The following is a 12,693-nucleotide window of genomic DNA, read 5'->3' on the forward strand; positions in this document are numbered from 1 at the left end:
TGATCGCGGCCGGGAATGATTTATCGGTCGATGCTCTTTTGCGTGAGGCACTGAGCGGCCCAGGAAAAACCATCCGACACACTACGACGATTACACAGCGCTACCGCTAACACTGTCAAGCGACATTCCTGGGACAGAAGGTCATGCACGCGCGCGTTTCGGGTTTTAGGTGAAATGGAGGAGCAGGATGTGGGCGGCCTCAGTAAGTCTGAAGTTACCTGGCGTTAGCGCTCTCAATCTGTATGTCGGGGCCGCGACGAGGTAGCCGAACGGCGAATACGGTTTCCGATGCGTCGGAGCGTGCGTCTACTTCGCCGCCGTGAGCACGGAGATCTCTCGGGTAATGTAGAGCCCCAGACCGAGGCCGTCCTGCGACCCGGCGCGGCTTTGGCTACCCGCGCCGCGCTCGAGCGGTTCGAATATGCGACGAAGGGCGGACGGCGGTATGGCCGGCCCGCGGTTCCTGACCTCGATCGATATCTCCGAATCCCCACCGCTGAGCGCCATCTGCACTGCGGCTGTCGGCTATCCGTACTTGATCGCGTTGCCCACCAGGTTGCCGAGCGCCTGCTGGTCGCCGGCCGTCGCAGACTGCCCGGGTGTCCCCTGTCACACCGAATTCGATTCTTTGCGTTCCGTGCGCAGCCCGTAGCTGGTCCAGTTCGTCGGCGACCAGAGCCGCCACCTCAACGGGAGCAGGCGCTACCCGGATACCGAGACCGAGCTTCGTGCGGCTGAAATCCAGCATGTCATCGAGCAGTCCCTGCATCCGCGCTCCGCTTCTGATCAACCGTGCCGCGGCGGCAGAGATTCCCTGGCCATCGTTGAGTTTTGCGAGATGGTACGCGGTCATCTGGATCGTCTGCAGGGGACTGCGCATGTCATGCCCGAGCATGCCCAGGAGCAGGTTGCGCGACCGCTCAACCTGACTGCTGAAAAAGCTGACCGACTCGCTCAGCGCCTGATCGATCGCTTCGTTAAAACGGACCAGTCGTCCAGTTTTCGCGTTCAGCCTCGCTGCCGTTCAGCCAGAGCCGCAGCACGGCAGCGCGCAGCGCGCGGTATTCCGCGCACAGCTGGTTGATATCGAAGCCGTGCCGCGCGCGTAGCACGGCATCAGTCTGCGCGGCCGTTTCCGGCGCGCTCCAATGCGGGCGCGAGACCTCTCCATTTGTCGATCTGCGCCTGTATCGTCTGCGGCATCGTCAGGTCTGAGGCGATCGCCTCGAGGATCTGGCCGGCATGGTCACGCAGTTCCAGAGAAGTCATTCCCTGCGCCGCAGGCAGCAAGGTGGCGGCGAAGCTCTCCCATTCGGCAAGAATCGCTTCCTTTTCGTTTGAGATAAATTGCGACAATCGCACGGTTTTCCTGAGCTTGAGTGCTGACGACGGCCCGCTGCGAGGCACCAGCTTTCTTGACGATCGAACCCAGCGCCGAGGCGGCAGATGTACACCTGGAAAAGTAAGCCGACGCCGGGCTCGCTTATTGCTGATAGGTCGGATTTAATACCGCCGCGCCGCTGACCGGCGTTACCAGGTTGATCAGATGAACCACGTTGACCCGCAATCCGACGCCTTCAGCTCTGCGTGGCTCCGGCTTTGGGCCGAGTCTACTCAAGACTACTCCATCTTCGCCCTTTCTCGCGAGGGTACTGTGCTCACATGGAACCCGGGCGGCGAATGCATTCAGGGCTATCGCCCCGACGAAATTATAGGTCGGTCGTTCTCCCTTTTTTACCCAGAGGCCGAGCGTGCGGCGGGCGCGCCCGAGGCCGCCCTGCGCGCCGCCACCGAGGGCGGGCGTTACGTCGCGGAGGGCTGGCGAGTGCGCAAGGATGGCACGTCGTTCTGGGCGAACGTCGTCATGACACCGCTGCGCGACGGCGGCGGCGAGCTTATCGGTTTTGGCAAGGTTGTGCGCGACGTCAGTGACAAGAAGGCCGCTCACGACGCGGTGCTCGAAAGCGAGCGCAGCTTCCGTCTTCTGGTCCAGGGTGTGACCGACTACGCCATTTTTATGCTGTCGCCCGACGGGCACATCACGAGCTGGAATGCCGGCGCTCGACGCATCAAGGGGTACGCCGAAAACGAGATTGTCGGTTCGCATTTTTCCCGGTTCTACACCCCGGAGGATGTCGCGGCGGGCGTCCCCTTCCGGGGCCTGGACACGGCACGACGGGAGGGACGTTTCGAGGCCGAGGGGTGGCGCGTGCGCAGCGACGGAAGCCGTTTCTTCGCGCATGTCGTGATAGACGCCATTCATGAAAACGGTGAACTGGTCGGATTTGCAAAGATCACGCGCGATATCACCGAGCGACGGCGCGCCAGCGAGCAGCTCGAGCAAACGCAAAAAGCCCTGTTCCAGGCACAGAAGATGGAAGCCCTGGGCAAACTGACGGGCGGTGTGGCGCACGACTTCAACAATGTCCTCCAGGTAATGCGGGGCAATCTGGAACTGCTCGAAAGCCGGCACGGCCGCGACGACTGGAGCGCTGAGCGGCTAGGTAACGCGCTTGACGCGGTTGATCGCGGCGCGAAGCTCGCGTCACAGCTGCTGGCCTTCGGTCGCCAGCAGCCCCTCGAGCCCGTCGTCATCAACCCCGCGCGTCAGCTTCAGGCGCTGGACGACCTCTTGCGGCGGGTACTGGGCGAGAGGGTCGAGATTGAGTCCGTCGTTGCCGGCGGCCTATGGAATACCATCGCCGATCCCCATCAGCTTGAAAACGTGATACTGAATCTGGCTATCAATGCGCGCGACGCGATGCCGGACGGCGGTAAGCTCACCCTTGAACTCGCCAACGCGACGCTTGACGATGAGTACGTTTTAGCGCTTGCCGACGTCTCAGCTGGGCAGTATGTGATGCTGGCTGTCACGGACGCGGGGACGGGCATGAGCCGGGAAGTGATGGAGCGCGCTTTTGACCCGTTCTTCAGCACGAAGCCGGAGGGCCGGGGCACGGGCCTCGGCCTGAGCATGGCCTACGGCTTCGTCAAGCAGAGTGGCGGCCATATCCGGCTCTATAGCGAGGTCGGTGAGGGAACGACCGTCAAGATCTATCTGCCCCGCTCAACCGGCACGGCGGTTGAAGCCAGACGTAGCACCGGCGGCGTCCTCAAGCACGGCAGCGAGACCATCCTCGTCGTGGAGGATGATCTGAAGGTCCAGTCGACAGTCGTTGAACTTCTCAGCGGTCTCGGTTATGCGGTACTCAAGGCCAACGACGCCGAGCAGGCGCTGACCGTCGTGGCGAGCGGCGTACATATCGATCTGCTGTTTACCGACGTGGTGATGCCCGGCGCACTGCGCAGTCCGGAAATGGCCAGAAGGGCAGTCCAGATGTTGCCTGGGCTGAAGGTGCTTTTTACGTCGGGTTATACCCAGAACGCGATCGTGCATGGTGGCCGGCTCGATGCCGGCGTGGAACTGCTGAGCAAGCCCTACAGCCGTCGGCAGCTTGCCGCCAAGGTGCGGCAGGTACTCGGTAACAGGAACATCGAAGCAACCGGAGCGGGTGCGGCCCGTACGCGTCCACGGGAGGGCGTCGGGCCAGCCGGAAACGGTGAAGGCCTGCGCATCCTGGTCGTGGAAGACGACGTTGCGTCGCTCGACGCAACCTGTGAGCTGCTGATGTTGCTCGGGATGGCTCCGCAGCGCGCAGAAAGCGCGGCGGCGGCGCTCAATGCATTGGATGCGGACGACTATGACGTCCTGTTCACGGACGTCATCATGCCCGACATGTCGGGCACCGATCTCGCGCGGCGCGCGGCTTCCGCACACCCGGCACTCCGGATTATTTTCGCTTCCGGAAACGTTGTCCCGGAGCATGAGAGGTTCGACTTCGAATGGTCGGCGCTGCGCAAGCCCTTCACGCTTGATCAGTTGCGCGCCGCGTTGCAGCCGGCCGACAGCTGACGGACGCAGCGCCGTGCCGCTGATGACACGCGGAGACACTGGGCAACTGAAAGGACTGGCTCCGCAGCGTGCGAAGTCGCCCGGCGGTAACTGTAGTTCTACTGCGGAGCGAGAATTGCCGTCGATACCTATCAAACTGTGCGTGAGGCCGCTACGCAAAAGAGTGCGGATTCATGGCGAACTGCCGTCGCCATTGGTCTCGTCCCCGGTCCTGATGCCTAGTTTGCGCCCCTTCGTGGTCGCGAACTACTCCGGCCCATTCTTTTCTGGCGAACAGCGCGCCGACACTGTCGCGCTTGCGTCCGTCCATGAGACGAAGTTCGGAATCGGCCTTGATGACGGGGCTCAGGCTGGCGTCCGGGCTAGCCGATATCAATCGTGCGGCCCACGGACCGCGGTGGCTCTGATTTCGGCACGGTCAACGTGAGCACACCATTGTCGAACTTTGCCAGGGCATGATCGGGGTCGGCGTTCTCCGGCATCGGGATCGTACGAACGAAGCTGCCATGGGCGCGCTCGAGCCGGTAGCATCCGTCTTCCTCGCTGCGCACATCCTGCCTTTTTTCACCGCGCAACACGAACGCCCCATCGTCGACGGTGACGCTCACATCCTCCCGCTGCATGCCGGGCAGCTCGACGGTCACACGCAAGACCTTTCCTTCGTCGACCACGTCGATGCGCGGCTGGAAGCGCGACGAACTGAAGTCCCCGAACCATCGTTCCAGTGCGCCGCGGCCCGCGAACGGGTCGTGAAAAAACTCCTCCACGACGCGCCACGGTTCGCGCATGAACAATCTCGGTATGTCAGGCCAGGAGGCGCGCCACGGGTCGGTGGCCGGCTGGCCTTCCGGGCTGTCTGCATCGGATTTGCGCGCGGCGCCGCGAAGGAATTTAAAAGGATTCCATTTCTTCTGGTCAGTGTTCATCGTAGGATTCTCCTTAAGGCACGTCTGGCAGGAGAGCCGGATGCCGGTCATTTGGCGGAAACAGTGGCGTGAACGTTGATGTTTCCGATTGCCCGTACGCGGCTGCCGTGGTCGCCTCGCCGTCGACGCTCCTGGCCCGCGCGGCGAACGGGCCGTCCGCGGACCGGCGTAGCAGCATTGGCGACATGCTGACCGGGGATTCACTCCGGCGTCCCCGACGGCTGTCCTGCATCCTGGCCTTCACATCGGACGGCGGCGGCCTGGTGGCCGCCACCGGGTTTTCTCCTGTCGTTGTCACCCGTCTGCCGGGTTCAGTCCGTCCGGACCTCGATCCGGCGCGGCCGGGCTTCGTCGCGGCGCGGTATCGTCAGCCTCAGCACGCCGTCCTTCAGGTTTGCGTCGATTTTCGTTGGGTCGAAGTCAGCGCCAAGAGCGAACGCCCGCGCGAAGTGAGGCTGGCGGATTTCGGCGTGATGCAGACGCAGCCCCTCCGGCGTGGGTACCACCGCCTCTGCCTCGATGTACAGGTTGCCATCGTGCACCTTTACATCGAGCCGGTCCTTAGTCACGCCGGGCAGATCCGCCCACAGGGTGATGCCCTGGCTGTCCTCGAAGATGTCCACGGGCGGCGTTAGCGTGATCCGGCGTTGTGACTGCTCGTCTTCGCGCCGCGCCACCGCCTTTTCGTCTTTCCTGGCAAGTTCTGTGGTGTCGTTCATGATGTCCTCCTCAGTTCTGCGACGGGTTTCATTGAACGGTGATGGCTCGCGGCTTCGATGTTTCCCGCTTGCCGATACTCACGGTCAGGCAGCCATTGGTGTATTGCGCCTTAACGTTGTCGGGGTCCGCGTGCTGCGGCAGTTCAATGACGCGCCGGAAAGCGCCGACGAACCGCTCCTGCGCATAGGCACGTGTATCGTCGCCGGCCGCTTCGGGCTGTGCGGTCCGGCGCTCGCCGCTAATGGTCAGCAGCCCCTTGTCAATCGACACATCAAGGTTGGCCGGATCGATACCCGGCGCGAACGCGACGATCTCAATCGAGTCGTCAGTCGAACCGATGTTGACCTGTGGGAACGCACCGGAGCGCCCGGAACGGATGCTGGACGGGAAGCCGCCGAAGAGGCTCGCCATCTGCCGTTGCAGACGGTCGAGTTCGCCGAAAAGGTCGGTCCCGGAATAGAGATCACTCATGGTCATTTCCTCCTTCAGACCAGCAGGAAGACGAACCGGCCTACGCGCTCCAGTTCGTCTGCCGTGCTGCGGGCAAACAAATAGAAACACGCAGCGCGCTGGACTACTCGCGCGACTGCCTGAGCGGAATTTAAGATAGGAATCCTGCGCGAAAATTTCAAGAGGGTGTCGCCACTTTTTGTCCTTGAATTTGGCCGGCCGCATCCCTACCTCTTCGACACCCCTGACGACCATGCGAGGACACCATGGAATTCGAATATGACTGGCTGACACTGGGACGACACCGGATCCGGCTGCGCTCAACAAAGGGTTTCCCGACCGAGACGATGCGCGCGGCGGTCGAAGTAATCCGGCTGGCGATCGACAACAATATGAGCGCGCGTGCGCGCCTGGTTGAAGTGGTATTTCACCGGGAATCCGCTTACGAGATTGCTGTCGGCACCACCTTTGCCGACGACCGACTTTGCGCGCCGCAACTGGAAGCGGCGGTTGCGACGGTCCTGGGTCTGCAGCCCGCGCAGATCAATATTTTCGTGACCGTAGTGACGCAGGAGGAGGTTGATCTGCACTTCGGTGTCTACGAAAGAATGCTGGCCGAAAAGCTTGGCGTGGTGCCGCCGATCCAGTGATCGCACGACAGCCGTCCGCCGCCAGCAAGGAGCAATGCACAGGCTTCTTTACGGAAAGAAGGGGCCGCCGATGCCGTCTTACCGCCGACTATCCCTCATGTAAGGCGCGCTCCCCAATTGTTTGGAAACTCGTCTATGAGTAATGTCCTCAATCACATGATGACTGGCGTTAAAGAAGGCAATCGGAGCTGATGGAAATGGTCGGTTGCCGCCTTGCTGAATGGCGGTTTGCTGCTCGTCAGTAGGCGTTCCCGATAGAGTGCAAGGGAACGCTCATGGCCGTATTCGGGCCGACGGCGAGCGCACCAAACCGACCAAAGCGCACGGTCGATTTGCAATCACGGCGATGGTTGTCCCGAAGCGTCGCGCTTGGCGAAGATGCTTGCCATTTCCGCCGCATTCTCGGTTCCCCAGGTGCACAGCGGGACGATCGCGTCGGCCAGGCTGCGACCGAGCGGGGTCAGCGCGTAGTCGACACGCGGCGGCACCTCCTTGTAGTCGGTCCGCGCTAGCACTCGATCGGCCTCCAGATCCTTCAACTGCTGGATCAGCACCTTGTCGCTGACGCCTTGTGTCAAGCGCTTGAGCTCGCCGTAGCGCTTCGGGCCGTCGCGCAAAAAAAACAGGATCAGCGGTTTCCACTTGCCCGAGATGATGCGCAGCGTGGCGTTGAGCCCACAGCCGGTATCGCAGTTTTGAGAGGACGTCGTCATGTTTTGGTACTTACCAAAAAGTGCATACTTGTCCTAATGTAATCAGGTCTGGATACTTGTGCAACCCCAACAAAGGATCCATGACATGACCAGACTGAATGGAAAGACCGCCGTGATCACCGGCGGCGCTACCGGCATCGGCCGCGCCGCGGCACAGCGCTTCATCGAAGAGGGCGCCTTCGTCTTTATCTTCGGCCGCCGACAAGAAGCGCTCGACGCCGCTGTGGCCGACCTCGGGCCCAATGCCCGCGCGGTGAAAGGCTCGGTCTCCGAGCCGGCCGACCTCGACCGACTCTACGCGGCCGTGAAGGCCGAGCGCGCAACCCTCGACATCGTCTTCGCCAATGCCGGGGCCGGAAGCCCGCTTCCGCTCGGCAAGATCACTGCCGAGCACATTGACGATATCTTCAATACCAACGTGAAAGGCTCGATCTTCACTATCCAGAAGGCGTTGCCGCTGATGGGCCGAGGCGGTTCGATCATCCTGACCGGATCGAGCGCCGGCACCACGGGAGCCCCGGCATTCAGCGTCTATAGCGCGAGCAAGGCCGCAGTGCGCAATCTCGCGCGGACCTGGGCGGAGGACCTGAAGGGCACTGGCATCCGGGTCAACGTACTGTCGCCTGGGCCGACGGCGACCGAACTGGCGAAGGAGGCACTAGGCGAGGAAGGCATGAAGGCCTTCGCCTCGATGAATCCGCTGCAGCGCATGGCCGATCCGGCGGAGATCGGGGCGGTCGCTGCTTTTCTCGCGTCGCAGGACAGCAGCTTCATGACCGCCAGCGAGGTCGCCGTCGATGGTGGCCTGGCGCAAATTTGACGCGCCGCGCCCGGCCGGTCACTCCGTTCGGTATTCGGAGCCCGTAGGGCGTGGTGAACCAAAGGAGAATATATGAGCTTTGCAATTATCGGTTTTGGCAAGGTCGGCCAAGCTCTTGCAAAGGCGTTTGCCCGTAGCGACATCGAAGTATCCGTTGCAACCACGCGCGACCCCGAAAGCTTTGCATCCGAGGTGGCCGCGATTGGACCTGCGATCATCCCCAAAAAACTGGCGGACGCCGTCAAAGCGGACATCATTTTTTTGGCTGTCCGTTTCGAGTCGCACCGGGAGGTCGCGAAGGCGCTGCCCACCTGGCAGGGGAAGACCATCGTCGATGTGACCAATGCCTACGGCGTGCCCCCTGAGGAATTGGGAGGACAGCCCTCTTCCAAGGTCGTCGCGCACGCCTTCACTGGCGGAAGACTGGTCAAGGGCTTCAATCATTTGGTCGCTGCTGTGCTGGGCCAGGATCCGGCCGTACACGGTGGTAGGAGAGCAGTATTCCTATCGAGCGACGATGACAGCGCCGCAGCGGAGATTGGTGCGCTTGCGGAAAAACTTGGTTTCGCCCCGATCCCGCTGGGCGGGCTTTCGGAAGTCGGGTTGCTTGTCCAGGCGCGCGGGAATAGCTGGGGTCGATTGATCTTCAAGGACTTGGTCAAGTTCGACTAGTTAATCGTGATCGTGGATCTCGACGCGATCCTGCTTCGCAAAAATGGAGCAGCCACTGTCTAATTGAAGCGCGGGCGCCGCCGGCGGTCGAGGTCGCGTCCGATCCGCAGCGGCCCTTGAAATATCTATTTCGTGCGGCCGAAATTCGAGCAATAGCGGCAAATGAGCGAGCGCTCGTGGACCGCATAGTACCGTTGCACCGCTATGCGCGTGTGGGCCGGTCAATTGACGGGTGCGGCTTCCGGAAACGTCCATGCCCCGCTGAGGATCTCAGCACGTGGACGGTAGAGCCGCACCGTGTAATTCCATCCGGCAACAGTCGGTAGGCAATTCTCGACCTGGTCATTGGCGTGTCCGCGCCCGGCGCGCCGACCGCTGCAAGCGTTGCCGAACCGGTCAGAGAGATCACCTCTATACGTTGCGCGCCGCGAAGGGGCGCAACCCACTTGTGTGTGGGCCAATACGCTGACCGAGACGCTGGACCTGTTCATCGCCTTGATGGGGCATCGAGCAATGAGAGCTTCTTATGCAATCTTCCTGGTAGCGTCCGAGCGCTTCGCGCATGTGGTGCGCTCTGACTTCGATCGGTCGGTCGAGGTACAACCCTGAGTCCATCTCGCCTTCTATGCGACGAGCCCATTGCTGCGCATGCTGCTTCGTGTCGAAGTCGGTTGAACCGGCCTGTAGCCGCATCGACGGACCTCTGCACGCCAGTAGGCGCCGCGTTCGCTGATACATGCCATTTTCAAGCTCCAGAGACATTGATGAGATGCTTAGTCCGGATTCTCGAACTCCGGCAGATTTCCGGCAAAGGCGAGTTTTTGACGCCGCTACGCGCTTGCTACAGACGAAAAAAAAGCACCGCGATCGCTCGCAAGTGCTTGATTTCCAGCAGCAGAATTCTTTGGTGGGGCGTGAGTGACTCGAACACTCGACCTACGGATTAAGAGTCCGCTGCTCTACCAACTGAGCTAACGCCCCCAACAGAAGCGAAATTATGCAGTAACTTTTTGAGCTTGCCAAGCCCCCCTTTAGTAAATTTCTTAAAAATATTCGCGTCGGCAGATGGGAGCCATTCCCCTCGATGGCGCCACCAGCGTGAACAAGGCGCGGCGCTGATCGTCCCGGTATCATGTCGCGGACACCTCACCGCGCGAAGCGTCGCGCGGCTTTCGACCGGGGACTGCCATGGATGAGAAAGAAATTATCGAGTTGCTCGACCGCATCCTCGCGCCATGGGTCCGTGCGCTCACGCTGACCCCGGTCAAAGTCGATGAAGAAAGCGCCACACTGCGCCTGCCGTTTTCCGGCGGCCTGCGCCATGCGGGCGGCGTGATCTGCGGCCAGGTGTTCATGGCGGCCGCCGACACGGCGATGATCGTCGCCATTTCGGCCGCGCTCGGCGGCTTCAAGCCGATGAGCACGGTGTCGCTGAACATCAACTTCATGCGTGCGGTCCGCAAGGGCGACGTGCTGATCACCGCGCGCGTGCTGCGCATGGGCCGCAATCTGGTGTTCGGCGAAGTCGAATTGTTCGATGAAACCGGCAACATGGCCGTCCACGCCACCACGACGTACGCGCTGCTCGACTGAGACAGAAACAGCGCGGCAAGCCGCACGAGAGGAAAAACCAGGAATGTTCGATCAGGTCGTATTCGCCGGTGGCGGCAACCGCTGCTGGTGGCAGGCGGGTTTCTGGGACGTGGTGCAGCCGGAGTTACAGGTCCGGCCGCGCGTCATTACCGGCATTTCGGCCGGCGCCGCGACCGCGTGCATGCTCTACACGCGCGACTCGGGCTGGGTCATGCGCTATTACCAGGACGCACTGCGCCACAACACCCGCAACGCTTACTGGGGCAACCTGCTGCGCGGCGAGTCGGTGTTTCCGCACTACCGGATCTACCGGCAGGCGCTGCTCGACATCTACGGCGAGAAGTTTTCGACGCTTGCCGGCGCGCCGGAAATCCGCATCGGCGTCTCGCATCTGCCGCGCTGGCTGGGCGCGCGCAGCGCAGTCGCCGCGGGCCTGATCGCGTACAACATCGAGAAATACGTGCGCAAGACGCTGCATCCGACCTTGGGTCAGACGCTCGGCTTTCATCCGGAATTCGTGCGTGCGCAGGATTGCGCGAGCGTCGAGGATCTCGCGGATCTGATCCTGCAATCATCCAGTACGCCGCCGTTTACGCCGGTTCTGCGGCGCAACGGCCGGCCGGTGCTGGACGGTGGCATGGTCGACAACGTGCCGGTCGGCGCACTCGACGCGAACGCCCCCGGTAACGTGCTGGTGATGGTCACGCGCCTCTACCCACGGCCACAGATGTTCGTCGTGCCGCACGGCGCGCAGCAACGGCTTTACGTGCAGCCGTCGCGCAAGGTGCCGATTTCGAGCTGGGATTACACGAGCCCTTCGCAGATGACGCATGCCTACAATCTCGGTCGCGCCGATGGCGAGACCTTCCTCGAGCGCGTACCCGATCTGCTGGAGGCTGGCGCGCACGAAGCGCGCTGAGTCGAGCTGAGCTGCGCGGATGGGTTGCGCGTGAGGTCGCGTACCGGCCGGCCACCAGGCGCCGGCAATCGTCGCCGGCAGCCAGTCAACGCCCAGCCTTACCGCCGGCGCCCGCCCTGCAACGCTTCCGGATTCGCGACGCTGGCGGTATCGCCGGCGTCGAACGCCAGAATGTTGTTGAACGCCGCGGTGAAATACTGCTCGTAGCTCTCGCGTTCCACATAGCCGATGTGCGGCGTGCAGATCACGTTCTCCATTCGCAGCAGGCTGTAGCCCTGCAGGATCGGCTCGCTTTCGTAGACATCGATGGCGACCATCCCCGGCCGGTTGCGCGACAGCGCGCTCACCAGCGCGTTTTCGTCGAGCAGTTCGGCCCGGCTCGTATTCACGAGCAAGGCGGTCGGCTTCATGCGCATCAGGTCTTCCTGCTTGACGATGCCGCGCGTGTCGTCGTGCAGACGCAGGTGCAAGGACAGCACGTCGGTCTGCTCGAAAAGCGCTTCGCGGCTCTCGGCCACGCCATACCCGTCGGCGCGAGCAGCTTCACGCGAATGCTCGCGGCCCCAGATCAGCACGTTCATGCCGAACGCCTTGCCGTAGCCGGCGACCAGACGGCCGATCTTGCCGTAACCCCAAATCCCCAGCGTTTGACCGCGCAGCACCTGGCCCAGACCGAAGTTCGGCGGCAGCGCCGACGTCTTCAGGCCGGATTGCTGCCAGGCGCCTTGCTTAAGGTTAGCTACGTATTGCGGAATGCGGCGCTGCGCCGCCATGATGAGAGCCCACGTCAGTTCGGCCGGCGCGAACGGCGAGCCGGTGCCTTCCAGCACGGCGACACCGCGCTCGGTGCAGGCCGGAAGATCGATGTGGCCGGCCACTTTGCCGGTCTGGCTGATCATGCGCAAACGCGGCAATTTGTCGAGCAGTTGCGAGTTGATTCGGGTACGTTCGCGAATCAGGACGAGCGCGTCGACTTCGGCGAGACGGCTTGCGAGCTGGCCGAGTCCGCGCACGGTATTGTTGAAAACTTTGACTTCGTGATCCGCCAGCAATTGAAAGCAGTCGAGCTTGCGAACAGCGTCCTGGTAGTCGTCGAGGATGGCAATCTTCATGGTATGTGTCTTGCGGCGCACCATGACGGTGCGGAACCGAGTGTTATGCTCACTGTCCCTCCATGTGACTTAGGTCACATGCCGGTGTGGCAGGATGCCTTACCGTAGATGCTGCTGCAAAGTACAACAGCACCACGCCAAGGGCAAATTGAAATCGTTTTTAACAGTTTGTTGCGTGTTGAGGCAAGCCGCTTTACAGACGGTT

General features: G+C 62.0%; 11 protein-coding genes, 1 tRNA gene and 1 pseudogene. 6 read left to right on the forward strand and 7 right to left on the reverse strand.

All coding sequences use genetic code 11. The features are described 5' to 3' along the window. Positions 1-214: 214 nt before the first annotated feature. Positions 215-1,362, reverse strand: a pseudogene (locus tag HV770_RS13925) (ATP-binding protein). A gap of 184 nt (positions 1,363-1,546) precedes the next feature. On the opposite strand from HV770_RS13925, the gene HV770_RS13930 reads away from it, so the two are divergent. Then, on the forward strand, positions 1,547-3,913 hold the full coding sequence (locus tag HV770_RS13930; RefSeq protein WP_175160417.1) for a hybrid sensor histidine kinase/response regulator: 2,367 nt from the start codon (positions 1,547-1,549) through the stop codon (positions 3,911-3,913). 362 nt (positions 3,914-4,275) lie between these two features. Here the strand turns inward: HV770_RS13930 and HV770_RS13935 are convergent, their stop codons facing one another. The 3 genes from HV770_RS13935 to HV770_RS13945 all read right to left on the reverse strand — a co-directional run bounded on the left by HV770_RS13935 (position 4,276) and on the right by HV770_RS13945 (position 6,030). Further along, on the reverse strand, positions 4,276-4,839 hold the full coding sequence (locus tag HV770_RS13935; RefSeq protein ID WP_175160419.1) for an Hsp20/alpha crystallin family protein: 564 nt from the start codon (positions 4,837-4,839) through the stop codon (positions 4,276-4,278). A 311-nt stretch (positions 4,840-5,150) separates the two neighbouring features. Continuing rightward, positions 5,151-5,558: an Hsp20/alpha crystallin family protein gene (locus HV770_RS13940; RefSeq protein WP_175160421.1), complete on the reverse strand. Its 408-nt coding sequence runs from the start codon at positions 5,556-5,558 to the stop codon at positions 5,151-5,153. Positions 5,559-5,586: 28 nt separating this feature from the next. Then, the gene (locus tag HV770_RS13945; protein WP_175160680.1) at positions 5,587-6,030 is read right to left on the reverse strand and encodes an Hsp20/alpha crystallin family protein; all 444 of its coding nucleotides are present in this window, start codon (positions 6,028-6,030) and stop codon (positions 5,587-5,589) included. Positions 6,031-6,275: 245 nt separating this feature from the next. On the opposite strand from HV770_RS13945, the gene HV770_RS13950 reads away from it, so the two are divergent. After that, the gene (locus tag HV770_RS13950) at positions 6,276-6,659 is read left to right on the forward strand and encodes a hypothetical protein (RefSeq protein ID WP_175160422.1); all 384 of its coding nucleotides are present in this window, start codon (positions 6,276-6,278) and stop codon (positions 6,657-6,659) included. Between the two features lie 338 nt (positions 6,660-6,997). Here the strand turns inward: HV770_RS13950 and HV770_RS13955 are convergent, their stop codons facing one another. After that, complete coding sequence (locus HV770_RS13955) at positions 6,998-7,372, reverse strand: winged helix-turn-helix transcriptional regulator (RefSeq protein WP_175160424.1); 375 nt, start codon at positions 7,370-7,372, stop codon at positions 6,998-7,000. Positions 7,373-7,457: 85 nt separating this feature from the next. Here HV770_RS13955 and HV770_RS13960 point away from each other — a divergent pair, with 85 nt between their 5' ends. After that, positions 7,458-8,192, forward strand: a complete 735-nt coding sequence (locus HV770_RS13960) for an SDR family NAD(P)-dependent oxidoreductase (RefSeq protein WP_175160426.1) — start codon at positions 7,458-7,460, stop codon at positions 8,190-8,192. Positions 8,193-8,264: 72 nt separating this feature from the next. Further along, positions 8,265-8,864, forward strand: a complete 600-nt coding sequence (locus HV770_RS13965) for an NADPH-dependent F420 reductase (protein ID WP_175160428.1) — start codon at positions 8,265-8,267, stop codon at positions 8,862-8,864. Between the two features lie 905 nt (positions 8,865-9,769). On the opposite strand, the gene HV770_RS13970 is transcribed toward HV770_RS13965, so the two are convergent. Next, a tRNA-Lys gene (locus HV770_RS13970) sits at positions 9,770-9,845 on the reverse strand. A 207-nt stretch (positions 9,846-10,052) separates the two neighbouring features. Between HV770_RS13970 and HV770_RS13975 the strand changes: the two genes are divergently transcribed. Continuing rightward, on the forward strand, positions 10,053-10,457 hold the full coding sequence (locus HV770_RS13975) for a PaaI family thioesterase (RefSeq protein ID WP_168663841.1): 405 nt from the start codon (positions 10,053-10,055) through the stop codon (positions 10,455-10,457). A 43-nt stretch (positions 10,458-10,500) separates the two neighbouring features. Beyond that, positions 10,501-11,376, forward strand: a complete 876-nt coding sequence (locus HV770_RS13980; protein WP_175160430.1) for a patatin-like phospholipase family protein — start codon at positions 10,501-10,503, stop codon at positions 11,374-11,376. Positions 11,377-11,474: 98 nt separating this feature from the next. Here HV770_RS13980 and HV770_RS13985 read toward each other — a convergent pair whose 3' ends face one another. Beyond that, the gene (locus HV770_RS13985; RefSeq protein WP_175160431.1) at positions 11,475-12,488 is read right to left on the reverse strand and encodes a D-2-hydroxyacid dehydrogenase family protein; all 1,014 of its coding nucleotides are present in this window, start codon (positions 12,486-12,488) and stop codon (positions 11,475-11,477) included. Positions 12,489-12,693: the final 205 nt, after the last annotated feature.

This window comes from Paraburkholderia fynbosensis (assembly GCF_902859935.1).
GTDB lineage: Bacteria > Pseudomonadota > Gammaproteobacteria > Burkholderiales > Burkholderiaceae > Paraburkholderia > Paraburkholderia fynbosensis.